Genomic DNA, 22,594 nt, shown 5'->3' with positions numbered 1-22,594 from the left:
CCGGGTCACGGCCGACCCCTGGGCGCGGGGCGTCAGTGCGGCGCGGCGCGCAGAGTGACGACGCGGTCGGGTCGCCCGAGGGCCGCCGAGCGGATGCCGGGCCCCGCGTCCCGCGTGCCTGCGTCCCGCAGGCGCCGGCGCCACCCCGGCGGGGCGAGCGCTTCGCGGTACCCGTCGCACCAGCCGTCGCCGTCACCGACGAACAGGCACCGGTACGCGTAGCACCGGCCCTCGTGCCACCACTCGTGGCGCACCACGGGCATCCGCAGGACGCGCTCGAACCAGTCGGCCGCCAGCGCCGCCAGCACCTCGGGGGCGCCGCCGGCGTCCAGCGCCAGGGCGCTCGGCGGCTGCACGGGCCAGTAGAAGTTCTGGTGGGCGAGCCGGTCCCCGCGCACCGTGGAGCCGCTCAGGTGCACACCCACGCGCAGCGGCCACCCGAGCTCCCCGTCCCCGACCCCCGCGCACGCCACCAGCGAGGAGTCGTCCTCGGGCCGCCCCACCCAGCTCACGGCCGGCGCCACCCGCCACCCCCGGGCGCGCCCGCGCAGCACCGTCACGAAGGCCCGTTCGGCCTCGTCCAGTTCGGACTCGGTCTCCGGATCGTCACTCACGAACCACTGGTGCGCCGACACGCGGCCACTGTACGACCCGTACGGGAGCGCGCGGCCGGGCGCCTACCGCGGCCTACCGCGGCCTGCCGCCGCCTCCTTCGCCGACGCGCGTGCGCGGGCCGGCCCAAGCCAGGCCAGGTCAGCTCGCGACGGGGACGCGCACGACGGCGTCCAGGGCCGGGGCGATGACGGCGAAGCAGTCCCGGGTCAGCACGGCGACGTCCACCGCACCACCGCCCGCACCGCCGTCCGTGCCATCGGCCCCGGCGGCACTCCACCGCTGCAGCACCGTGTGGAAGGCCGCCAGCGCCATGTCCGCGGCCAGGCGCGGGTACAGCTCGCGCCCGGCGTCCAGACCCAGGCGCGTGGCGAGTTCCGCGGCGAGCTCGTCGCGCCACTGCGCCTGGCGCTCAAGGAAGCGGGCGAGCAGGGCGGGAGTGGAGAGGATCAGCCGCACGACCTTGCGGGCGCGCTCCTCGTGGCCGGCGCAGTCCTCCACGCAGCGCCACACCGCGTGCCGCAGCGCCACCGAGGGCGCCTCGTCGGCCGGACGGCGGGCGAGTTCCTCGCGCATGGCGGCGCCGAGCGCGGCCAGGAACTGGACGACCACGTCCTCCTTGGACGCAAAGTAGCGGAAGAACGTCCGCTTGGACACACCCGCGGCGGTGGCGATCTCGTCGACCGTCACGGCGTCGAACCCGCCGTCCGCCAGCAGGTCCAGGGCCGCCTGGGTCAGTTCGTCGGCCACCAGCTGGCGCTTGCGCTGGGCCAGCGTGGTCGCGGGTCGGGAGGTCACCGTCCCATCCTAGCCCCCACGCCATCCACGACATCAAACGTCAGTCTTGACACTTGGTGACATGCAAGGCACGGTGAGCCGTATGACCCCAAGCAACCGGACCTCCGACCCTGCCCCGGACCTCCGCGGACGGGCGTTCGTCGTCACCGGCGCCAGCAGCGGCCTCGGCCTGGCCACCACCGACACCCTCGCCCGCCGTGGCGCCCACGTCGTCCTCGCCGTACGCGACGAGGCCAAGGGCCGCCGAGCCGCGGACCTCCTGACCACCACCCACCCCGCTGCCCGGCTGACCGTGCGCCCCCTCGACCTCGGCGACCCGGACTCCGTACACGCCTTCGCCACCGGCCTGTGCCAGGACGGCCCCGCCCCCGACGTCCTGATCAACAACGCCGGCGTCATGGCGCCCCCGCGCACCCTCACCCCGCACGGCCACGAACTGCAGTTCGCCGTCAACCACCTCGGCCACTTCGCCCTCACCGCCCACCTCCTCGACCTCCTCGCCCGTGGCCGCGACCCCCGCGTCGTCACCGTCACCTCCGCCAACCACCGCCGCGCCCGGCTCGACTTCGACGACCTCACCGGCGAACGCGCCTACTCCCCGATGGGCCACTACAACCAGTCCAAACTGGCCAACGCCGTCTTCGCCCTCGAACTGCACCGCCGCCTCCACGCCGCCCACAGCCCCGTACGCAGCGTGCTCGCCCACCCCGGCTACGCCGCCACCCGGCTGCCGCACACCGGCGCCGTCGGCCCCGTACGGCTGCTGTTCGGACACCTGCTGCGCCCTCTCGCCCAGCCACCCGCACGCGGAGCGCTGGCACAACTGCACGCGGCGACCGCACCCGAGGTCCGGGGCGGGGAGCTGTACGGACCCAGCGGCCCCGGCGAACTGCGCGGCGCACCGGCACGCACCTCCCCGGCCCGGCACGCACAGGACGAGGAGATCGGACGGCGGCTGTGGGAGGTGTCCCAGGAACTGACCGGAACGACCTTCACCATCCCGGACGCGACGCGCACCTGACCACCGCCCCTCCCCCGGCGCGGGGCAGTGAGGCGGCATCAGCACCACCGCCCGCAGACGGAGCCGGGTGGCCCGGGGCCGGCGGGAAATCCGGGTGCGCGGCGACGGGACGCTCTGCTACGACACCGGCATGGACGACGACACCGGTACCCACGCACCGACCGCCCCGGACACGATCGTGACGGCACGGCTGGTCCTGCACCCGCTCACCACGGCCCTGGCCCGACGCATCATGACCGCCGCCCCGGACGACCCGGGCCCGGACGGTTCAGTCCCGGACGGTTCGGGCCCGGACGGGCCGTGGGCGCAGGGCTACCCGACGCCCGCGGACATCGCCGGCGCCCGCCGCTTCCTCGAGGTGTCCGCGCAGGACGGCGGCCAGGGCCCGTACGGCGCCTACGAGATCCGCCGCCGCGACGACGGACTCGCCATCGGCGGCGCCGGCTTCCACGGCCCCGCCGACGACGAGGGCACCGTCACCGTCGGCTACGGCCTCGTCCCCGCCGCCCGCGGCCACGGCTACGCCCGCGAGACCCTGCACGCCCTGCTCACCCACGCCCGGAACACCGGCGCCCGCCGCGTCCGCGGCGACACCGACCTGCACAACACCGCCTCCCGGCGCGTCATGACCGCCTGCGGAATGCGCCAGATCGCCGACGACGGACGCCTGGCCCACTACGAGACCACCTGGCACCTCACCCCCGCCCCGGCCACCCCCCAGGCATAGTCGGCGTGTTCCGGTCACGGTGACGGCCCGTCCCCGCCGCGGGGACGGAAGGGGCCGGGCCGTCGGCTGCCGAGGCGGCGCCGTGAGCGGGTGGTCGGCCGCGCCCACGCCTCCAGCTCGTCGAACGCCTCGACGAACGACGGCAGCATCGGCTGGTCCTCCTTGTCGATCCTCGCCGACCCATCGGTGTGAGTACCGCCGGGGACGTGGACGTACCGGTGCAGGGGCACGCGGGCCGTACGACTCGCCCACGCGGGAGTGGCCCAGTTCGACCAGACGGTGATCGCCAACCTGGCCGCCGGGCTCCCGGCCCCCGAGCTGCCTCACCCGCCGCGAGACGGACGTCCCGCGCGTCATCGCGGCGGGTGCCACGAACAAGGAGACAGCCTCCCGCCGCTACCTCGGCGAGGGGCCGTCAAGACCACATATCCCGCGTGCTGAGCAGGCTGGGCCTGCGCGACCGCACCCAGGCCGCGTTCTACGCCAGGGACAACGGCCTCATCCGACCTGCTCACGAAGCCGCCGTACCCGGCGCCGAGGAGATCGCAGACGTCGCGGGGTCGCCGGCACCGGGCGGCGGTCAGGGCCGGAACTGCCGGCGGTAGGTCAAGGGGCTGACGCCCATCGCCTTCCGGAAGTGGTGGCGAAAGGCCGCGAAGGTCAGGACCACCCGGTCGGCCACCGTCTCGACCGGGTGGTCCGCGGATTCCAGCAGCGGCGCCGGCCCGGATCCGCTGGATCGTGATCCAGCGTGCCGGCGGCAGGCCGGTCGAGTCGGCGAACGAGCGCTCGAACTGACGGACCGACAGGTGCGTGACGCCGGCCAGTTCGTCGACGGTGAGCCGCCGGTGAAGGTTCTCCAGCGCGTGCCGCACGGCGCTCCCGATCGGGTCGCCGGACGGCGCCCTGCCCACCGGGTGCTCCACGAACTGGGCCTGGCCGCCCTCTCGGTTCCGTCCAGGGAATTGGCGGACGGGTTCCACCATTCCATGGCGAACGGACGGATCCAGCCGTGTCGGACGGTGGCGGGCGATCTCCGCCACCGTCCGGATCCGGCCGTGGGCACAGGTCGCCGAGACATACCGGGCGTTCCCATGGGGATCATGCGCAGGCAGGCACCACCTTGATCGATCTGACGCCGGTAGCGTGCGCCGTCTCGACCGCTCCGCTCGCCCGTCGGATCCGCAACTCGCCGTCGACCGTGGTGTTCAGGAGCGTCCCGCAGATTCGGGCGTCGTCCGTACGCACTACCTGGACAAGGGGCCCGGTCGGAGAGTCCCGCGGCCAGAACCAGATGAATCCGGCAGCCAGGGCCAGGGAACCGAGGGAGATCAGCGAGAGCCTTACGCCGGTCTTGAGATCGTTCACAGCCGTTGAGATGTAGTCCCGCCGGTTGTCGAACCACTTCTTCAGCAGTTCGTCATTGCTGATGTCGACATCGATGGGCCACCCGTAGGCGGCCCGATAGGACTTCATGACGGCCACGACCGCGCAGCCGATGGCGGCGGCCGCGGCAAAGCCGGCCAGAGCGCGGGGTTCATCGGGCAGACCGGTGAAGGAGTCCTTGCCGACCACAACGCCGGAGAGGCTGAAGAGCCCGATCAGCGCGGTGATGCCGGCGATCCACTTCTCCGCCGACGTGCGTAGCCGCTTCTCCTCGGTGGCCGCCATCTCCTTTGCCGCGCGGGCTGCCGTGAGCAACGAGTCATCGAGGGCGGCGACCACTTCCTGCTGCCCGGGAACACTCCTGTCGAGCATGATGCTGACGAGCCACCAGCGACCGCATGTGCGCATGTTCTGGGGCGGTGTCGATCCGTCCGGGTGCGGCTCGCTGCAGGCGCATTCGCAGATCCTGGTCATGCGCGCGGCCGGCGGCGGTGGGGGTGCCGATCCTCCGGCGGCCACGGCCAGGCGGTCCAGTGCACGACCCTCGACCTGCTGTGCGGTGTCATGACCGCAGCTCGGGCAAGGCCCTTTGATGCGGAGGATCTCTCCTTCATCCGACCTGACCACCGTCCACATGACCAGTTCCGTGTCAGTGACCGGATACTGCCCCGGTTCGTAAGCCGGACTGATGGGCGTCATGGTCCAAGTGTGTGGCCCTCCTGACAGGCACGCGCGGCGGCCTGCCCAAGCCACCCCTCTGCCAGGAATGCGCGGCATATCCGTCGGATCTAGGATTCGGACGAGGAGAAGGGCGGGCGACATGTGGGAGGACACCGCGGACTATTCGACGGTCGCCGGCCCGCGTTGGGCGGTCGAGGCCCTTCTTGAGTTCTGGCACGAACTGGAGACGCCGCGGCGATTCGAGGTCAGTCATCCTCGCCTCGTCGACCTCAGCCGGATCTCCGAGCGGACCGCCCAACGTTTCAACGATTCGCACAGTCCCGCGATCGCCGTCGCCCGACACCGGTCCGGTGTCGGCGTCCAGGCCACCGCTCGACTGCAGGCCGAAATGATGATCTCGCCTTGGTGGCGCTATCCCATGCCCCCGTACCCTGCCGAGACCGGTTTGCCACTGCTGTGGGAACCCGGTTTCCAGTTCCGGGCCGCCCACGGCGGGGGCGGCATCCCGGACCCCTTCGATCCGGCGAAGCTGCTCGCCCTCAGGGAGAGCGCACCGACCATCGCCGACCACCGAAAGGCCGCAGGGCGCACGGTCGCAGTGCTCGACACAGGCATCCGGGGGGTGGGCGGAACGATGCTCGACTTCCTCGACTGCGACGTGCACGGACCGCAGCTCGTGGCAGCAGATGATCCACATGGACACGGAACCGCCGTGGCGAAGATCATCGAGACCATTCGGGGCAACGCGGTGATCAACCCCGTCCGGGTGCTGGACCATCGGGCCGAAGCCAAGTCGTACGAGGTACTGGCCGCCCTGATGTACACCCTGTTCTGCGGCGAGTACGACCTCGTCAACGCGAGCTTGACCACCCCGGTCTTCGGTTCCTCCGAGACCGCGTTGGGCCGGACCATCGACTTCACCCTGCTCGCCTGTCACGCCAATGGCGTCAGCCCGGTCCCGGTTTTGGTCGCCGCCGCAGGCAATACAAGGGGAAAGGCCAGCGGATATCCGGCGCGTGTGAGTGAGGCCGTTGTCGTTCTCGCAAAGGATGAGCAGGGCCGGCCGGCCAGGTACAACTCCACGCCGCCCGAGCAGGCGATCACTGAATGGGCGTACGGCGGAAGCACTACCGACAGTCTCGGTGACCTGAACTCCTTGACCGGCCTGACGGGCGCGGGGGCGCAACTCTGGGGAACCTCGTTCGCCGCCGCGGTCGTCTCGGGGGCGTATCTCCCATGAGTGAAGCGCAGCAGGTCCTGGTTCAGGGCGGACAGGGCGGCTGTGACTCGTCGCCGACACGAGCCGAAGTTGCGGTGGCACCGTGACTCCACGATGCTGAAAAAGCTGTGCTGGCGCGGCACACGAGGCCGGGTGGCTCTGCTGCTTTCCCTCCTCGAAGGCGTGACGCCTTAACAGCTGGAGGAACCTTGGCACATTCCCATTCTTCTGAGCGCCACAGCGGTCAGCGCCTGATGGCGGGTGCTTCCCATCACTGGTCTTCGGGAGTCGGCGCGGGTGCGGAACTGTCGAGTTCCCAGAAGCGGACGCAGTTGGCCGGAGGGCCGAGAAGACCGTCGGCACGGTGGAGTCCACCGGTGCGTACCGCCGCAGCCGCCCTTACAGCCGGTATGGTCGCCCTCGCCACGACCGCGTGTGGTGCCGGCGGATCGTCGTCCGGCGGCCACACGTCGACGGCTGCGGCAACGGCGACCCAGACGGCCACGGTGACGACGGTTCCGTCCAGTGCAGCCGTCACCTCGACCGCGTCGGGTCCAGGGTCGGGTTCGCCCTCCGCTCCGACAACCGGCGCGCAGTACCTGAGCGAGGCCGAGCCGCTGTCCACCTCCTACGGAGTCGAAACCGGTCCGGTCGCCGTGAACGGCAGGAACTATGCACGCAGCGTCTCGCTCCGCACAGATCGCAGCTCCATTCCGACCAACGAGGCCGAGTACAACCTCGAACGCTCATGGCAGACCTTCCACGCCACGATCGGCGTTCGCGACGACTCTCCCACTGATGCGGTCCTGACGTTCGAGGTCCTTGTCGACGGCAGGTCAGCCGCCCGAGCGGTTCTCCGTCTCGGGCAGTCCCAGGATCTGAATCTCGGTGTCAGTGACGCCCTGCGCCTGAAGATCGCAGTCACATACACCGCGACGGCGGATACTCCCACTTACTGCTACGGCGCGTGGGGCGACGCCAGGCTGGAAACATGACCTCCAGCCTCTGGTCAGTCACATGGAAATCACCCCGGGCGGGACAAGCATGAACAAGATGATCGGAACAGGGCTGGCTCTCTCCAGCCTCGTGCTGGGCGCATGGAGCGGACCGACCGCTAAACCATATTCCGCCGACCTGTCGGCACCACCGGGTCCGCCGACGACGAGCGGCAGTACCAGTATTCAGGACGAAAGGCTCTCAGTCAGCGAGTCCTGTGCTTGGTACAACACAACGAGCCAGATCGCTCAAGAGGTATTCGTCATGCAGTACGACGACGAGTCGTTCACTCTCGCATACCACTTGGGAGACTTCTGTCGAAGCAATCCGGAGACCGGGCTCGGACCGGCGGTGGAGGAAGTCCTCGGACACACCGGCGGGACTGCCGCACCTGCCTCGCCGCGCACCGTGGACACCACGCCACTCACGGACGAGAGCAAGTGCTCGGACCTCAACGCGACCGTCGAAGCCGCTTTGGATGAAAAGCTTCACGCGTACCTGGGATCGAAGGCACAGGACGGCTATCCCGCTCTCCATCACACCCCCACTCTCCTGAATTACTGCAGCGACGATCCACGAGCCACGTTGGGCGATGCTTCGCGCACGGTGGAGCGAAATCCCAACCAGTACGGCGGCAGATGACGGGCCGAAGGGCCGTACCCCTCGGCAGGCGGCCGGGCCCCGGCCAAGGACCCGGCCCCGGCCCCGGCCCCCATGGGGAGGCTGATGCGGTTCGGCGTCCTCCCGGTGGGCGGTCGTCGAGCCCTTGGCCTGCAGCACCCAGGCCAGACGGCGGTCTTCCGGGCGAGATCCTCGCCGACCTGCGGAACAACGACCCGCGCGTGGCGCGCCGGATCCTCCGCGGCTACCTCGACCACCTGGAGACACACGAGCAACCGGCCGAACGCCTGTGCGCGGCCGGCGTGCCGGTCTGGATCGTGCACGCCGAGAAGGGCGACGGAGACCTCACCCCCGACGAGCGGCGCACCCTGAACGCCTGTCCACGGGCGACCCTCGTCACGATCCCCGGCACCAGCTTCTTCCTCCCCAACGAGGAACCACGGCGCATCGCGGAGATCATCGCGGAAGCCCTGACACACACCGGACCGGCCCCCCGCTGAGACGGGCAGCCGTTCCCGACGACCACCGCGACCGCACCACCGGCCCCGCCGGGATCCAGGACCCGGCAACGCGAGCGCCGGCCGCCCGTCCCTGGTCGGGGGCCGGTCGCCGGTTCCCCCACGCGGGGGACGCGGCGGGCAGTAGGATCAGCGGCGTTGCATCTCGTACACACCGCTGGTAGGAGGCTTTTCATGGCTCAGGTCACGCTGAAGGGGAACCCGGTTCAGATCGGTGGCGCACTGCCCGCCGCCGGGACCCAGGCGCCGGCGTTCACGCTCGTCGGCGAGGGGCTCGCGGACGTGTCGCTGAACGACTTCGCGGGCCGACGCAAGGTCCTGAACATCTTCCCGAGCATCGACACCCCGACCTGCGCGACCTCGGTGCGCACGTTCAACGCCAAGGCCGGCTCGCTGGACAACACCGTCGTGCTGTGCGTGTCGGCCGACCTGCCGTTCGCCCAGGCCCGGTTCTGCGGCTCCGAGGGCCTGGAGAACGTCAAGACCCTCTCCACCCTGCGCGGCCGGGACTTCCACGACGTCTACGGCGTGGCGATCGCCGACGGCCCGCTGGCCGGACTCACCGCCCGCGCGGTCGTCGTCCTGGACGAGAACGACACCGTCCTGCACACCGAGCTCGTCGCGGAGATCGCCGACGAGCCCGACTACGAGGCCGCGCTCGCCGTCCTCAACTGACCGCCTTCTGCGGCCCGCCCCCACTCCCCGCCCACCTGACAAAAGGCGACAAGGCGACAAGAGGGGGCGGGCCGTTCCCCATCCCGGCCCCCGGGGACCCCACCCACCGGCACCCGCCCCCATCGTGCCGGCACTCCCGCCCCGGCTCACGGGGCCAGCGCGCCACCGGGGCCGAGGGCGAGTCCGGTGAAGCGCTCCGCGATGAGCCGGTGGGCTTCCGGGGAGGGGTGGAGGCCGTCGGGGAGCGGGTGGGCGTCGTGGTCGGACTCGCCGTAGAGGGCCAGGCCGTCCAGGTGGTGCAGGTGCTCGTCGCCGTCCGCCCGGCGGTCGGCGACGATGCGCGCGAGTTCGGCGCGGATGACGGTGAGGGTGAGCCGTCCGGCGGCGACCTCGGCCGGGTCACCGGTGGCGCGGAAGCGCAGGGTGCCGGTGCTGAAGTCGGGGGCGAGCGGGCCCGGCACCGTTTCGTGCAGCGGGCACAGCAGCGGGGAGACGACCAGCAGCGGCGTGGTCGGGTGGCCGTCCCGGACGGTGTCCAGGAAGCCGTGGACGGCCGGGGTGAAGGCGCGCAGCCGCATCAGGTCGCTGTTCACCACGTTGATGCCGAGCTTGAGGCTGATCAGGTCCGCGGGGGTGTCGCGGATGGTGCGCGCGGTGAAGGGGTCGAGCAGGGCGCCGCCGCCGAAGCCGAGGTTGGTGAGGTCCAGGCCCGCCGCGTTGGCCGCCAGGGCCGGCCAGGTGCCGGTGGGGTGGGCGGCGTTGGAGCCGTGGCTGATCGAACTGCCGTGGTGCAGCCAGCGCTTGCGGGTGCCGGCCGGGAGCGGCTCGATCGGGGCGTCGGTGTCGAGGGCGATCAGTTCGGTGGTCTCGGTGTGCGGGAGCCAGATCTCGACGGTCTTGTCCCGCTCCGGCAGTCCGGTGAACCGGGCGCTGCCGGGCGGCCCTTCGGTCAGTTCGACGCGTCCGGTGGCGAGGTCGACGGTGCGCAGGTTGCCGCCGGGAACGCCGCTCTGCGCGGTGAGGCGGCCGTCCACCAGGAGGTCGTAGACGCCGTCCGGGACGTTCGGGACGCCCGGGTAGGCGCGCTTGGTGGGGACGGCGTGCAGCGTGACGGTGGTGGCGCGGGTGCGGAAGGCCAGCCGGACGCCGGAGGGCTGGGACTCGGCCATCGCGAGCTGCTCGTCCGGGATCCGTCGGCGGGCGCCGGCGGGCAGGCGGTGCGGCAGCAGGCCGCGGCGGGTGTGCTCGACGTCGAGGTGGCCGTGGAGGAGGTCCTCGGTGACGGGGGTGGTGATCGTCGTCATGATGCTTCTTCGGGTCGTCGTACGACATGGGTCGTCGTACGAAATGGTCGAGTCATACAGGGCGCGCGGGGGCCGGTCACCCGGCCGTACGGGCTCCGCCCGCGCGCAGCAGGGCGTCGAGGGAGTCGATGATCCAGTCCCATGACTGCCGCGGGTCCACGGCGGTGTGGCTGAAGCCGCCGGCCGCCTCCAGGCTGATGTAGCCGTGGAAGACGCTGCCGAGCAGGCGCACCGCGTGGGTCTGTTCGGGTTCGGTCAGGTCGTAGCCGCGCAGGATCGCCCTGGTCATTTGGGCGTGCCGGACACCCGCGCTGGCGGCGGCCGTCTCGGCGTCCAGGCGCAGGCGGGTGGCGTCGTAGCGGCCGGGGTGGCGGGCGGCGTAGTCGCGGTAGGCGTCCGCGAAGGCGGCGAGCGCGTCGCGGCCCGCCCGGCCGGCGAGGGCGTCGGCGACGAGGTCGGCGAGTTCTTCCAGGGCGTGGAGGGCGATCCGGGTCCTGAGGTCCTGGGAGCCCTTGAGGTGGGAGTAGAGGCTCGCCGTCTGCACGCCGAAGCGGCGGGCGAGCGCGGCGACGGTCACCTGGTCGAAGCCGACCTCGTCGGCGAGTTCGGCACCCGCGACGACCAGGCGTTCGACGGTCAGCCCTGCCCTTGCCATGTGCGTTCTCCCGTACGGTCGCGTCGGCTGTCTACGGCCAGTATGGGATTTCCTATATGGATTAGGCAAATGGCGAACAGCCCACGCCTCCCGGGTGGCCGCTTCCCGCAGGGACCACGTTCCGTGACCCAAGGCCATCCTGAGCGAATCGGGGTGGCCTCGTGCGCCCCGAATACCGGATGATCGGCCCACGGGGTACGGACCGGGACGCGGCGCAGCGCCGTACGGGGGTACCGGCAGCGAGAAGCCAGGGGGGCTCACGATGGAAACGGCGCGCACACTCGTCCTGGTGGCGGCCACGGTCACCTGCGGACTGACCGCGGGACTGTTCTACGGCTACTCGTGCTCGGTCATGCCGGCGCTCGCGCGGGTCGAGGACCGGACCTTCGTCGAGGTCATGCAGCGCGTCAACGTGGCGATCCTGAACGGCTGGTTCGCCCTCGGTTTCGTCGGCGCCCTGCTCGCCACCGCGGCCGCGGTCGCCCTGCACCTGCCCTCCGACGGGCATGACGTCCTGCCCGCGACCATCGCCGCGCTGGTGCTGTACGTCGCGGTGATCGGCGTCACCCGCGCGGTCAACATCCCGCTGAACGACGAGCTCGAAGCCGCCGGTGAGGCCCGGCGGATCGCCGACCCGGCCGCGGTGCGCGCCCGGTTCGAGGCGCGCTGGGTGCGCTTCAACGTGCTGCGCGCCCTGCTGTCGACGGGCGCCCTGGCGTGCCTCGCCTGGGCGCTCGTCCTCAACGGGCGCAGCTGACCGGGCCGGTTCGGCCCGGTCAGCGGAGCGAAGGCGACCGGGCTCAGCCGCAGAGGGTGGCGAAGCCGTACCCGCGCGCCTTGAGCGTGGAGATGATCGCCGGCAGGGCCGCCACCGTCTGGCTGCGGTCGCCGCCCCCGTCGTGCAGCAGGATCACCGAGCCGGGGCGGACCTTGTCGAGCACCCGAGACCGGATCGCGGCGGTGCCGGGTCGGGACCAGTCCGCCGGGTCCACCGACCAGAGCACGACCTGCTTGCCGAGCGCCGCGGCCTTCGAGCGCACCGTGCTGTTGACCGCGCCGTACGGCGGGCGCAGGCAGGTCGGGGTACGGCCGGTCTGGGCGCGGATGGCCCTGTCGGTGTCGGCCACCTGCGCGTTGAGCGCGGAGGCGGAGAGCTTGCGCAGGTCCGGGTGGGACCAGGAGTGGTTCTGCACGCTGTGGCCCTGCTTGGCGACCTGCGCGGTCAGCCAGGGGTGGGCGGCGACGTTCTGCCCGATCTCGAAGAAGGTCGCCCGCACCCCGTACCGGGCGAGCGCCGCCAGGGCCTTGGGCGTGTGGGCGGGGCTGGGGCCGTCGTCGAAGGTCAGGTAGACCACGTTGCCGCCCCTGGCGCCGGCCGCCTCCGCCTCGGCCGCCGGGAGGGCGACCGCCGCGCCCGCGGCCAGGGCGACGACGAGTGCGCCGATCGCGGTCCGGAGCCTGCCAACTGCCATGCGCCTGACGGGTCGTACGGACATGCCTGCCCCCTGCGGTCGGAACTCCCGTGCACCGGCCAGTCTGCTCCCGACGGCCCGTCCACCGCGACCCGCCGTCGGTCGCGAGCGAACGGAACCGGCCAGTCGGGCACCGGGTGCCGGGGGCGGGGCCCGGGAGAGGATCGTTCGACCCGGCCCGCCGCGGGCGTGGTCGGCGAAGTCCGGTGGCGGCGAGCGGGCGCGGAAGCGCGGCCCGCGCCCCCGCTCCCCGTATTTCCCTGGGCGCCCGGCCGAGCAGCCGGAACGGTGTGGCGGGCGACGGCGCGGGGCGTTATGCTCCCGGCGATGACCACTCACGCTGATCACAGAATGGGGGTCCCGTCCGCGAAGAGTGAGTGCTGATGCCCACTCACCCCGCGCACGGGAACGACTCCCGACTCTCCTTCTGGCGGCGCGTACGCGAGTACGCCGTGCCGCCCTCCATGATCGAAACCGCCACCGCCCGCCGGCTGACCGGCGACTGGGCCGGGGCCTGCGCCGCCGCCAACGTCGAGGTCGACTTCCGCCTGCGGGACGTCGCCCGCGTCCACGGCCGGGAGCTCGCCGACCTGGTCCGGGCCGATCTCCGCTGCCTCGCACCGGAGTTGCTGCGCTGGCACCTTCCCAGGTCCGCCCCCGACGGACTGCTGCGGCCCGGCCTCACCGTGCCGCTGGCCCGCTACCCGGGTGCGCCGCCGGTCGTCCTGGTGGTCCGCACCCCGCCCGCCTGGGCGGAGTACGGGCAGCGGGTCGGCCTGGCGCTCTGGGACGGCTCGGAAGGCGACGGCCGCTCGCCGCACCCGCATCCGCGCCCCAGCCGGCGGTTCCGCTTCGACCTGCACCGGCACCTCTGGGACGCCGGGCGCAGCACGGAGCTGGCCGTCCGGGCCGGCGCGGGCACTCCCCCAACGGGCTCGCCCAGCGCGGTGCTTGGCGATCCCACGCTGCGCTGCGCGGTCGACCGCTGGGCCGCCGAGGCCGAGTTGCTGCGGCGCGCCGACGGGCTACCCGCCGGGCCCGTCGTGGTGCGGCTCGGGCGTCGTCGGCGGCTGCTGCTCGGGCCGGACGGGACGACGGCCGAGGCCTCCGGGGGCACCTCGGGGCTGCCGCTGCTGCCCGACGCCGCGACCTGGGTGCCACCCGACGTCGACCTGCTCCGCGGCGGTGCGGTCGAGGCCGACCGGCTGCATCCGCTGGTGGCCGCCGCGTTGGCGCCCGGCCACGGCCCCGACCGGTCCGCGTGGACCGGTGACGCGCGTCCGGCCGAGCGGACGGTGGACTGCCGAGGGGCGCGGCACCGGATCGGGCTGGTCGACGGGGTACTCGCCCCGCTCGACCACGACCCGGCCGAGCTGCGCCGCGAGGAACTGCTGGCCGCCCTGTCCGGTACGCCGCTGCCCTGCCTGCGGGCGATCGACCGGGCCCACCGGAGCCCGAACCAACTGGCCGGGGTGCGCGAGCGGTTGGACCACGGCGACACCGCCGGGGCACTGGCCGTGGTCGAGGCCCTGCTCGGCCCGGAGGCGGTGCTGCGCGAGGGACCGCTGCGGGACGAGCTGGCGGCGGCGGCCGAACGGCGGATCGCCTACGGCCTCTACCGCGCGGGCCTGACCGGGCCCGAGCTCGTCAACTACCCCTTGCCGACCGTGCGCTCCAGCTCGCGCCCGGCCGACGCCGCCTTCCGTCCGCGCCCGCGCCACCCGTCGTTCCGGGCCCGACCGCGCCTCGCCTCCCACGGCTGACCGCGGCGCTCCGCCCCCCTTCGTCCTTCACTGAAGCCATTCGCACCAGGAGGTGCTCACCCATGCCCGTTCGCACGCCCGAAACTGACCGCCTCGACATCGCCGACCACGGCATCGCCCGCCTCGACGCAGCCCGCCTCGACGCAGCCCGCCTGGACGTCGCCCGGCAGCTGCTCGACCTGCTGGCCGACACCACCACCGAACCTCGCGCCGACACCCAGCTGGAGGCGCTCACCCTGGCCGTCGCCGCCGACCTGCCCGTCCTGCTCTGGGGCGAGCCCGGCATCGGCAAGACCGCCGCCCTCAACCAGCTCGCCGAAGCCCTGGACCTGCCGCTGACCACGGTGATCGCCAGCGTCCACGAGCCGTCCGACTTCTCCGGTCTGCCCATCGTCGGCGACGATCCGGCGCGGCAGGGCGTCCCGATGGCCCCGCCGGACTGGGCGGTGCGCCTGGTGCGGGCCGGGCGCGGCCTGCTGTTCCTGGACGAGCTGTCCACCGCGCCGCCCGCCGTCCAGGCCGCGCTGCTCCGGCTGGTCCTGGAGCGGCGCATCGGAACGCTCCGACTGCCGCCCGGCGTACGGATCGTGGCCGCCGCGAACCCGCGTTCATCGGCGGCCGACGGCTGGGAGCTGAGCCCGCCGCTGGCCAACCGCTTCGTCCACCTCCAGTGGACGCATGACCACGAGGTGGTGGTGCGCGGCCTCGGCGGCGTCTGGCCGGTGGCCACCCTGCCCAGGCTCGACCCCCAGGCACTGCCGGCCGCCGTCGCACTGGCCCGGCGCGCGGTGTGCGGGCTGCTGGCCGCCCGCCCCGATCTGGTGCACCGGCTGCCCACCACCGACGCCCGGCGCGGCGGCGCCTGGCCGTCGCCGCGCAGCTGGGACATGACGCTGCGGCTGGTCGCCTTCGCGACCGCGGCCGGCTCCTCCCGGGAGGTGCTGTCGCTGCTGGTGCGCGGCACCGTCGGCGACGGGCCGGGGCTGGAGCTGATGGCGCACACGGACCGGATGGACCTGCCGGACCCGGAGGCCCTGCTCGCCGACCCGGACGGCGCGGTGCTGCCCGAACGCGGGGACCTGCGCCAGGCCGTCCTGGACGGGGTGGTCGCGGCGGTCCGCAACCGACCGGAGCGGGCGCGCTGGGACGCAGCCTGGGCACTGCTGGCCCGGGCGCTGGAGACCGGCGCGCCGGACCTGCTGGTCGTCCCGGCCACCACGCTGGCCTCACTGCGCCGGGAGGACTGGGACGTGCCCGCGGCGATCGAACGGCTCGCCCCGGCGCTGGCCGTCTCGCGCCGGGCCGACCTCGTCGGCGCCCCGAAGCCGCGGGCGGTGCCGCGATGAGCGGCACGGCGGGCGACGCGACGGGCGACGTGACGGGCACCGCGACGGGCGACGTGACGGGCACGAGCAGGACGGCGCGCGACAAAGCGGGCACCACGGCACGCCCCCGCGCCGGCGCCCCCGCGCCGCTGGACGTCGAGAAGCTGTACGCCGCCCGTCTGCACGCCGCCCGGGTCCGCCCCTACCTGGCGACCGCGCTGTTCGCGCTGAACCCGGTGGAGTCCCGGCAGGTGCCGACCATGGCCGTGGACCGGTACTGGCGCTGCTACGTCTCACCGGCCTTCGTCGCCCGCACCCCGGTGGACCAGCTGGCCGGCGTCTGGGTGCACGAGGTCTCGCACCTGCTGCGCGACCACCACGGCCGCGGCGACCGGCTCGCCCGGGAGCTCGACCTGCGGGGTTCGGCCGACCGGCTGCGGATGAACATCGCCGCCGACTGCGAGATCAACGACGACGTGTACGGGGACGGGCTGGTCCGCCCGCCCGGCGCCGTCCGGCCGGGGATGCTGAAGCTGCCGGACGGGCTGCTCATGGAGGAGTACCTGCGCCGGTACCGCTTCCACCCGCGCAGCCTGGAGGCGGCCTGGCTGGAGTGCGGCAGCGGCGCCGACGGCCTGGACCGCCCGTGGGAGCTCGGCCCCGACGGCGCCCACGGGCTCAACGACCAGGAGCGCGACGCCGTCCGGTTCCGGGTGGCCGAGGGCATCCGGGGCCGCCCGGGCTGCGCACCGGCGGGCTGGGAGCGCTGGGCCGAGGAGGCGTTCCACCCGCCGCAGCCGTGGCGGCAGCTGCTGGGCGCGGCGGTGCGCTCGGCGGTCTCGGGCCCCGGCGCGGGCGAGGACTACAGCTACGGCCGCCCCGCCCGACGCTCGGCCGGGGTGCCGGGGGTGCTGCTGCCGAGCCTGCGGCGCCGCCCGCCGCGGGTCTCCGTGGTCATCGACACCTCCGGCTCGGTCTCGGACGAGGAACTGGGCAGCGCGCTGCTGGAGGTCGCGGCGATCGGCCGGGCCGTCGGCGGCCGCCGCGACCAGGTCACCGTCGTTCCCTGCGACGCGGCCGCCGAGACCGTCCACCGGCTCTGCCGGGCCGCGAGCATCCCGCTGATCGGCGGCGGCGGCACCGACCTGCGCACCGGCTTCCGCACCGCGCTGCGCGGGCACCCCAGCCCGGATGTGGTGGTGGTCCTGACCGACGGCCAGACCCCGTGGCCCGCCGCCGCCCCGCCCTGCCGCACGGTGGTCGGCCTCTTCCCGAGGCCGAGCCGGTACCGCGAGGACGCGCAGGCCCGGGAGGAGGGGGAGGACGAGGAGGGGTACGAGCCGGACGCCCCACCGCAGTGGGCCCGGGTGGTGACCATCGGCTGAGCACCCGGCTCGAGGGGCAGGCGCCTCCGCGGGAGGAGCGGCTCCCGGCGGCGGGCGTGCGAGGATCGGGCACCCGGCGGCCACGGATCGCCGGGCCAGGGCAGGACGGAAGGGGAGACCGCGGTGATCAGGACGGGAGCGGTCGGCGCGGAAGGCTTCGAGCCGGACGAGCACGTGCGGTTCGCGCGGTACCGGCGGGCCTTCGCGGAGGTCGCGCCCGAGGACGCGGCGGGCCTCGCGGCCCGGGTGCTGACCGACCCCGAGACCTCGATGGCGAGCTGCGCGGTCTGCGAGTACCTGGACCGGCGGGCGGCGGAGCTGCTGACCGGGCCGGGCTTCCCGGCCTGGCACCGGGAGATGGCGGGTGCCACGGCGAGCGACCCCTTCGCCGTCCGCTGCCTGCGCGACTGGGCTCTCCTGCGGGCGATCGTGCTGGACGAACCGTGGGCGGAGGAGCGGTTGCTCACGGCGGGCAACCGGCTCCAGGCCCGCCTCGCCGAGGAGTCGGCGGCCCGGCAGGTCCTGAGCCTCCTCGCCGCGAGCGGCCGCACCCGGCGCGTCCGCAACATCGCGGCCTCGCGGCTGCGGCGGTTCCGGTAGCGCGGGCGGAGGAGTCCGGCTGCCGGACTCCTCCGCCCGCGGCCCGGGTCAGCGGACCATGGCCGCCAGGACGCTGCGCCAGTCCTCCCCCGGTTCCGGGGTGAGCGGGCCGGCCAGGGTGTCCGCCCGGTAGTGCCAGGGGCGGCGGAGCTCCTCGTCGGCGTCGGCGGCAGGTCCGACCGGGCTCTCGGAGCCGAGCAGGCGGACCAGTTCCGCGGTGAAGTCGGCCCAGGAGACGTGTCCGCTCACCGCGTTGACGACCCGGCCGGCGGCGGGGTGGTCGGGGGTGAGGCAGGCGGTGAGGGCGCGGGCCAGCGCGGCGGCGTGCACCCAGGAGGCGCCGTACCACTGCTCCGGCTCCGGCAGGCCGATCGGCCGACCGGCCAGGGCGGCCTGGTACAGGGCGCTGGTGGAACCCCAGCGGAGCTGGTCGCGCAGGCGGTGGTGCGGGCCCCAGACGATCGGGGCGCGTACGGCGGTGGCCGGGCCGCGACCGGTGGCGGCGGCCTCGAAGAGGATCCGCTCGCAGTCCAGCTTGGCCTGCCCGTACGGGGTGACGGACCCGCCGCCGGGGCCGCCCTCGGGGACCTCGGTGCCCGCCGGGCGGCCGTACGCGTCGATGCTGCTGACGAAGACGAACGGGCCGCCCCGCCAGCCGTCGACCAGCGCGCGCATCGCGGCGAGGTCGGTGGCGTGGTCGGTGAAGGTGCAGGCGGAGTGGATCACCGCGTCGACGCCCTCGACGGCCCGGCGCAGGCTGTCGAGGTCGCCGAGGTCGCCCGCCGCCACCTCGGCGCCGTTCAGCGCGGGCAGGTGCGCGGACTCAGGCCGCACCAGCACCCGGACCGGCCGGCCCTGGGCCATCAGCTCCTGGAGCACCGCCGCGCCGACGCCGCCGGTGGCGCCGGTGAGCAGCACGGTTCCCACGCGGGCGCCGGCGGGCCGCGGGCGGGCGCCGGCCTGGGCGAGGGCGGCGCGGCGCTCGTCCCCGCGGGTGGCGAGCAGGGCGGCGAGGGCGCGCGGGGTGCGCTGCTCCAGGATGTCGAGGCCGGTGAGCGGCAACCCGGTGCTGGTGCGCAGGCGTTCGGCGAGCTGGACGGCGACCAGCGAGTGGCCGCCGAGGGCGAAGAAGTCGCCGTCCGCGGGCGGGGTCGCGCCGAGCAGTTCGCCGAACGCCTGCCGCACGACGGCCAGCGGGCCCTCCGTCGCCGGGGCGCCGCCGGACAGCGGGCCCGTGCCGGGAAGCGGGCCCGTGCCGGGCAGCCGCTCCGCCCCGGGCAGCCGGTTGCGGTCGGGGGTGCCGTCGGGGTGGCGCGGCAGCCGGTCCACCAGGGTGACCGCGAGCGGCAGTTCGGCGGCCGGGAGGCGCCCGCGCAGGGCGGCCCGCAGGTCGGTGCCGCTCGGGGCGACCGGCCCGCGCACCACCGCGTAGGCGAGCGGCGGGCCGTCGGGGTTCTCGACCACGGCCGCCTCGACCACCGACGGGTGCGCCGACAGGGCCGCCACCACCGGGTGTTCGGCGGGCGCCAGCCGCTCGCCGGGCAGTTCGGACAGCCGCTGTTCCGGGTCCGCGGCCACGGCGATGAGCAGCGCGGCGAAGGCGTCCAGCAGCCGGGCGGCGGTGCCCTGGTCCAGCACGTCCCGGTCGTGCTGCAGCAGGCAGCGCGGCCGCGGGCCGTCCTCCAGCAGCAGGGTGAGGCCGAACTTGGCGAGCCCCAGGTCGATGTCCACGTTCTCGGTGTCGAGGCCCGGCAGTACCAGCGGGTCGACGACCTGGAGCAGGTCGCAGCTGACCGAGAGCAGCGGAGTGCCGTCGGCGCCGCGTGCGGCCGTGCCGAGCCGCTCGACCACCAGGTCGAACGGCACCTCGTGGTGCTGCTGCGCGTCGAGCAGGGCGGTCCGGACCAGACCGAGCAGTTCCACGAACGTCACGTCACCGGACGGATTCGCCCGTACGGCAAGGGTGTTGACCGCGAGGCCGACGGTCCGGCGGAACTCGGGCCGCCCCCGGTGGCCGCTGGCGCAGCCGAGGACGACGTCGTCCTGCCCGGAGGCGAGGTGCAGCGCGGCGAACGCGGCGGCCAGCACGACGGTGAACAGCGTGGCGCCGTGCCGCGCGCCGAGGCCGCGCAGCCCTTCCACGACCGCCGGCTCCAGCGGGGCGGTGTGCAGCGCGGCGCGGCGCTCACGGGCGCCGGGCGGGACGGGCCGCAGCAGCGGCAGCGGTCGGGCTCCGGACAGCCGGGCCGCCAGGGTGTCGGCGGCGGCCGTCAGTTCGGCGTCCCGGGCGCGCTCCTGGCGGGCGTAGTCGGCGTACGAGGGGGCCGGCGACGGCAGCCGGTCCGGCACGCCGTCGCGCGCGGCGCGGTACAGCTCGGCGAGGTCGGACGCGAGGAACCGCAACGCGCCGCCGTCCACAGCGATGTGATGGATCGTCAGCAGAAGCGTGTGGTCCTCGGGCCCGTGCCGCAGCAGCACGGAGCGCAGCACCGGGCCGGTGGCGAGCTCGAACGGGCGGGCGGCCTCGGCGGCGAGCTGCTCCGGGCCGGTGGCGTCCAGTACCGGCAGCGGCACCGGGGTGACCGGGTCGATCTGCTGGTACGGCTGGTCGCCGCGGCGCGGGTAGCGGGTGCGCAGGACGGCGTGCCGCTCGGTCAGGCCGGTGATCGCGGTGGCGAGGGCGGCGCGGTCGAGCGGGCCGCGCAGCCGGGTGGCGACCGGCACGTTGTAGAGGGCGCCGCCCTGGCCGAGGTGGTCCATCAGCCACATCCGCTGCTGGGCGTGCGACAGCGGCGCCTGGTCACCGTGCGACAGCGGGTCCTGGCCACCGTCCGCGACGGACTGGGCGGACTGGGCCGGCGCGACGGACCGGGCGGGCGGGGCGGCGGCGCGGCGGCTGCGGGCGCGCCGCAGCAGGTCGCTCTGGTCGACGGTGCTCATCGGTCGGCTCCGGGGGTGTCGTCGGCGGCCAGTAGGGCGCGTTCCAGCAGCTCGGCCTGGGCGGCGACGGTCGGGTGGTCGAGGAAGTCGGCGAGCGACAGCTCGACCCCGAGGTCCTCGCGCAGGTCGTCCACCACCCACATGGCGAGCAGCGAGTGCCCGCCCTCGGCGAGGAAGTCGGCGGCCGGGTCGGTGATCGGGCGTTCCAGTGCCCGGCTCCACGCCTCGGCGACGACCTGCTGGATCGGGCCGAGCTCGGCGCCGGCGGACGTCTGCGCCCCGGCCGGCTCGTCGGCGGCCAGGGCCCGCCGGTCCACCTTTCCGCTGCCGGTCAGCGGCAGCGCGGCGAGGACGGTCCAGGCGGTGGGCACCAGGTGGGCGGGCAGTTGCTCGGCCAGCCGGGCGCGCAGCGTCTCGACGGTCGGGCGGCAGCCCTCGGCGAGCACCACGCAGGCGGTGAGCGCGGCGTCGTCCTGCCCGGCCCGGCGGACCACGACCGCCGCCTCGGCGACCTCGGGCAGCTGGAGCAGCGCGTGCTCGACCTCGCCGGGTTCGATCCGGAAGCCGCGGACCTTGACCTGGTCGTCGGTGCGCCCGTGGTACTCCAGGGCGCCGTCCGGCCGTTGGCGGACCCGGTCGCCGCTGCGGTAGGCGCGGCCGATGCCCGGCAGTTCGCGGAAGCGCTCGGCGGTCAGCTCCGGCCGGTCGAGGTAGCCGAGGGCCAACCGGTCGCCGGCGATCCACAGTTCGCCGACGGCGCCGGGCGCCACCGGCGCGAGCCGCTCGTCCAGGACGTACGCGCGGGCACCGCCGAAGGCCCGGCCGATCGGGACGGAGCCCGCGCAGTCGGCCGGGGTGACCCGGTGCAGGGTGGTGAAGGTGGTGGCCTCGGTCGGCCCGTACACGTTGAACAGTTCGAGCCAGGGGAAGGCCCGCAGCACGGCGCCCGCGTGTTCGGCGGAGATCGCCTCGCCGCCGACGGCCAGGGTGCGCAGCACGCCGAAGACCCGGGAGCGGCGGGCGGCCAGGTGGTGGAAGAGCGCGGTGGTGAGGAAGAGGGTGGTGACGCCGAAGCGCTCGACGTCGCGGACCAGGTCCTCGGCGGTGGGCCGTTCGCTCGGGGAGACGGCCACGGCGGCGCCGCGGGCGAGCGGGGCCCACAGCTCGAAGGTGGCGGCGTCGAAGGAGACGGTGGAGTGGAAGAGCACCCGGTCGCGCGGGCCGAGGACGAACGCCCCCTCGGTGGTGACCAGGTCGGTGACGGCGGCGTGCGGGACGAGGACGCCCTTGGGGCGGCCGGTCGAGCCGGAGGTGTAGTAGAGCAGGGCGGGCGCGGCCGGCTCGGCGGCGTCGGGCACCGTGCCGTCGGCGGCCTCGGTGCCGCGCTCGGTCAGCACGAGGGTGCGCTCCTCGGGGAGCCCCGCCTCGGCGAGCAGTCCCTTGTCGCCGAGGACGAGCCGGACGTCCGCGTCGGCGGTCATCTCGGCGATCCGCGGGCGCGGGTAGGCCGGGTCGATGGGGACGACCAGGGCGCCGGCCCGCCAGGCGGCGAGCTGGGCGACGACGAGCCGGGTGGAGCGGGCGCACAGCAGGGCGACGGCACTGCCGGGGCCGATCCCCCGGGCGGCCAGAACCGCGGCCAACCGGCCTGCGGCGTCGACGAGTTCGCGGTAGGTCAGGACGGTGGAGCCGTCGGTCACGGCGAGCGCGTCGGGCCGGCGCTCGGCCTGCCGGGCGATCAGGGCCGGCAGCGCCTCGCCGGGCACGGCCTCGACGGGCAGGGCTTCGGCGGGCAGGGCTTCGGCGGTCCGGTCGTCGGCGGGCGGCGCGGGAGGCGTCTGCCCGGTGGGCGGGGTCGCGGTGGCGGTCATGTGGTTCCCTTCCGGGCGCCCCGGC

General features: G+C 74.2%; 21 protein-coding genes. 12 read left to right on the top strand and 9 right to left on the bottom strand.

Going from position 1 to position 22,594, the window contains the following annotated elements; genetic code table 11:
* Positions 1–32: 32 nt before the first annotated feature.
* Both ACFY0X_RS23380 and ACFY0X_RS23375 read right to left on the bottom strand, forming a co-directional pair.
* Positions 33–635, bottom strand: a complete 603-nt coding sequence (locus ACFY0X_RS23380; protein WP_387757457.1) for a hypothetical protein — start codon at positions 633–635, stop codon at positions 33–35.
* 118 nt (positions 636–753) lie between these two features.
* On the bottom strand, positions 754–1,410 hold the full coding sequence (locus tag ACFY0X_RS23375) for a TetR family transcriptional regulator (protein ID WP_387757185.1): 657 nt from the start codon (positions 1,408–1,410) through the stop codon (positions 754–756).
* An 82-nt stretch (positions 1,411–1,492) separates the two neighbouring features.
* On the opposite strand from ACFY0X_RS23375, the gene ACFY0X_RS23370 reads away from it, so the two are divergent.
* Both ACFY0X_RS23370 and ACFY0X_RS23365 read left to right on the top strand, forming a co-directional pair.
* Positions 1,493–2,431 (top strand): oxidoreductase, encoded by a 939-nt coding sequence (locus tag ACFY0X_RS23370; RefSeq protein WP_387757183.1) that lies wholly within the window; start codon positions 1,493–1,495, stop codon positions 2,429–2,431.
* Positions 2,432–2,525: 94 nt separating this feature from the next.
* Positions 2,526–3,158 (top strand): GNAT family N-acetyltransferase, encoded by a 633-nt coding sequence (locus tag ACFY0X_RS23365; protein ID WP_387757181.1) that lies wholly within the window; start codon positions 2,526–2,528, stop codon positions 3,156–3,158.
* Between the two features lie 14 nt (positions 3,159–3,172).
* On the opposite strand, the gene ACFY0X_RS23360 is transcribed toward ACFY0X_RS23365, so the two are convergent.
* Positions 3,173–3,388: a hypothetical protein gene (locus ACFY0X_RS23360; RefSeq protein WP_387757179.1), complete on the bottom strand. Its 216-nt coding sequence runs from the start codon at positions 3,386–3,388 to the stop codon at positions 3,173–3,175.
* 871 nt (positions 3,389–4,259) lie between these two features.
* Positions 4,260–5,243, bottom strand: a complete 984-nt coding sequence (locus ACFY0X_RS23355) for a hypothetical protein (RefSeq protein ID WP_387757177.1) — start codon at positions 5,241–5,243, stop codon at positions 4,260–4,262.
* Between the two features lie 121 nt (positions 5,244–5,364).
* On the opposite strand from ACFY0X_RS23355, the gene ACFY0X_RS23350 reads away from it, so the two are divergent.
* From ACFY0X_RS23350 to tpx, 5 genes are all read left to right on the top strand, one after another.
* The gene (locus ACFY0X_RS23350) at positions 5,365–6,465 is read left to right on the top strand and encodes a S8/S53 family peptidase (protein ID WP_387757175.1); all 1,101 of its coding nucleotides are present in this window, start codon (positions 5,365–5,367) and stop codon (positions 6,463–6,465) included.
* 356 nt (positions 6,466–6,821) lie between these two features.
* Positions 6,822–7,439 (top strand): NPCBM/NEW2 domain-containing protein, encoded by a 618-nt coding sequence (locus tag ACFY0X_RS23345; protein WP_387757173.1) that lies wholly within the window; start codon positions 6,822–6,824, stop codon positions 7,437–7,439.
* 22 nt (positions 7,440–7,461) lie between these two features.
* Entirely contained in the window at positions 7,462–8,082 is a 621-nt protein-coding gene (locus ACFY0X_RS23340; RefSeq protein ID WP_387757171.1) for a hypothetical protein, read from the top strand.
* Between the two features lie 200 nt (positions 8,083–8,282).
* Positions 8,283–8,561: an alpha/beta fold hydrolase gene (locus ACFY0X_RS23335; protein WP_387757169.1), complete on the top strand. Its 279-nt coding sequence runs from the start codon at positions 8,283–8,285 to the stop codon at positions 8,559–8,561.
* Between the two features lie 192 nt (positions 8,562–8,753).
* Positions 8,754–9,254, top strand: a complete 501-nt coding sequence (gene tpx / locus ACFY0X_RS23330) for a thiol peroxidase (RefSeq protein WP_387757167.1) — start codon at positions 8,754–8,756, stop codon at positions 9,252–9,254.
* A gap of 146 nt (positions 9,255–9,400) precedes the next feature.
* Here the strand turns inward: tpx and ACFY0X_RS23325 are convergent, their stop codons facing one another.
* Together ACFY0X_RS23325 and ACFY0X_RS23320 are read right to left on the bottom strand one after the other, a co-directional pair.
* Positions 9,401–10,558, bottom strand: coding sequence for a GDSL-type esterase/lipase family protein (locus tag ACFY0X_RS23325; protein WP_387757165.1), 1,158 nt, complete (start codon positions 10,556–10,558; stop codon positions 9,401–9,403).
* A gap of 76 nt (positions 10,559–10,634) precedes the next feature.
* Positions 10,635–11,213 (bottom strand): TetR/AcrR family transcriptional regulator, encoded by a 579-nt coding sequence (locus ACFY0X_RS23320; protein WP_387757160.1) that lies wholly within the window; start codon positions 11,211–11,213, stop codon positions 10,635–10,637.
* Between the two features lie 289 nt (positions 11,214–11,502).
* Here ACFY0X_RS23320 and ACFY0X_RS23315 point away from each other — a divergent pair, with 289 nt between their 5' ends.
* Positions 11,503–11,970, top strand: coding sequence for a DUF1772 domain-containing protein (locus tag ACFY0X_RS23315; RefSeq protein WP_387757158.1), 468 nt, complete (start codon positions 11,503–11,505; stop codon positions 11,968–11,970).
* A 43-nt stretch (positions 11,971–12,013) separates the two neighbouring features.
* Here the strand turns inward: ACFY0X_RS23315 and ACFY0X_RS23310 are convergent, their stop codons facing one another.
* Positions 12,014–12,685 (bottom strand): polysaccharide deacetylase family protein, encoded by a 672-nt coding sequence (locus ACFY0X_RS23310; RefSeq protein ID WP_387757157.1) that lies wholly within the window; start codon positions 12,683–12,685, stop codon positions 12,014–12,016.
* A 383-nt stretch (positions 12,686–13,068) separates the two neighbouring features.
* Here ACFY0X_RS23310 and ACFY0X_RS23305 point away from each other — a divergent pair, with 383 nt between their 5' ends.
* The 4 genes from ACFY0X_RS23305 (at position 13,069) to ACFY0X_RS23290 (ending at position 17,758) form a co-directional block, all read left to right on the top strand.
* Positions 13,069–14,448, top strand: coding sequence for a hypothetical protein (locus ACFY0X_RS23305; protein WP_387757155.1), 1,380 nt, complete (start codon positions 13,069–13,071; stop codon positions 14,446–14,448).
* A 62-nt stretch (positions 14,449–14,510) separates the two neighbouring features.
* Positions 14,511–15,794 carry an AAA family ATPase gene (locus tag ACFY0X_RS23300; protein ID WP_387757153.1) on the top strand — a complete coding sequence of 428 codons (1,284 nt, stop codon included), beginning with the start codon at positions 14,511–14,513 and terminating at the stop codon, positions 15,792–15,794.
* Positions 15,791–17,158, top strand: coding sequence for a VWA-like domain-containing protein (locus ACFY0X_RS23295; RefSeq protein WP_387757151.1), 1,368 nt, complete (start codon positions 15,791–15,793; stop codon positions 17,156–17,158). Before ACFY0X_RS23300 ends, ACFY0X_RS23295 begins: the two co-directional genes overlap by 4 nt.
* A 123-nt stretch (positions 17,159–17,281) precedes the next feature.
* A complete protein-coding gene (locus ACFY0X_RS23290; protein WP_387757150.1) occupies positions 17,282–17,758 on the top strand; it encodes a hypothetical protein in 477 nt (158 codons plus the stop codon).
* 48 nt (positions 17,759–17,806) lie between these two features.
* Here the strand turns inward: ACFY0X_RS23290 and ACFY0X_RS23285 are convergent, their stop codons facing one another.
* Together ACFY0X_RS23285 and ACFY0X_RS23280 are read right to left on the bottom strand one after the other, a co-directional pair.
* Positions 17,807–20,698, bottom strand: coding sequence for a condensation domain-containing protein (locus ACFY0X_RS23285; RefSeq protein ID WP_387757148.1), 2,892 nt, complete (start codon positions 20,696–20,698; stop codon positions 17,807–17,809).
* Entirely contained in the window at positions 20,695–22,569 is a 1,875-nt protein-coding gene (locus ACFY0X_RS23280) for a non-ribosomal peptide synthetase (RefSeq protein ID WP_387757146.1), read from the bottom strand. The genes ACFY0X_RS23285 and ACFY0X_RS23280 overlap by 4 nt, the downstream gene beginning before the upstream one ends.
* Between the last annotated feature and the right edge of the window lie 25 nt (positions 22,570–22,594).

Origin of the sequence: Kitasatospora sp. NPDC001547, assembly GCF_042894165.1 — a bacterium.
Taxonomy (GTDB): Bacteria; Actinomycetota; Actinomycetes; order Streptomycetales; family Streptomycetaceae; genus Kitasatospora.
Note: the sequence above shows the minus strand (reverse complement) of the source record. Positions and strands in the feature narration are given on the sequence as shown.

Bases quoted from the DNA above. Each gene is read 5' to 3' on its own strand.
- ACFY0X_RS23310 (WP_387757157.1), bottom strand. From the start codon at position 12,685: ATGGCAGTTGGCAGGCTCCGGACCGCGATCGGCGCACTCGTCGTCGCC.
- ACFY0X_RS23320 (WP_387757160.1), bottom strand. From the start codon at position 11,213: ATGGCAAGGGCAGGGCTGACCGTCGAACGCCTGGTCGTCGCGGGTGCC.
- ACFY0X_RS23340 (WP_387757171.1), top strand. From the start codon at position 7,462: ATGGAAATCACCCCGGGCGGGACAAGCATGAACAAGATGATCGGAACA.
- ACFY0X_RS23295 (WP_387757151.1), top strand. From the start codon at position 15,791: ATGAGCGGCACGGCGGGCGACGCGACGGGCGACGTGACGGGCACCGCG.
- ACFY0X_RS23325 (WP_387757165.1), bottom strand. From the start codon at position 10,558: ATGACGACGATCACCACCCCCGTCACCGAGGACCTCCTCCACGGCCAC.
- ACFY0X_RS23300 (WP_387757153.1), top strand. From the start codon at position 14,511: ATGCCCGTTCGCACGCCCGAAACTGACCGCCTCGACATCGCCGACCAC.
- ACFY0X_RS23285 (WP_387757148.1), bottom strand. From the start codon at position 20,698: ATGAGCACCGTCGACCAGAGCGACCTGCTGCGGCGCGCCCGCAGCCGC.
- ACFY0X_RS23370 (WP_387757183.1), top strand. From the start codon at position 1,493: ATGACCCCAAGCAACCGGACCTCCGACCCTGCCCCGGACCTCCGCGGA.
- ACFY0X_RS23355 (WP_387757177.1), bottom strand. From the start codon at position 5,243: ATGACGCCCATCAGTCCGGCTTACGAACCGGGGCAGTATCCGGTCACT.
- ACFY0X_RS23305 (WP_387757155.1), top strand. From the start codon at position 13,069: ATGCCCACTCACCCCGCGCACGGGAACGACTCCCGACTCTCCTTCTGG.
- ACFY0X_RS23350 (WP_387757175.1), top strand. From the start codon at position 5,365: ATGTGGGAGGACACCGCGGACTATTCGACGGTCGCCGGCCCGCGTTGG.
- tpx (WP_387757167.1), top strand. From the start codon at position 8,754: ATGGCTCAGGTCACGCTGAAGGGGAACCCGGTTCAGATCGGTGGCGCA.
- ACFY0X_RS23280 (WP_387757146.1), bottom strand. From the start codon at position 22,569: ATGACCGCCACCGCGACCCCGCCCACCGGGCAGACGCCTCCCGCGCCG.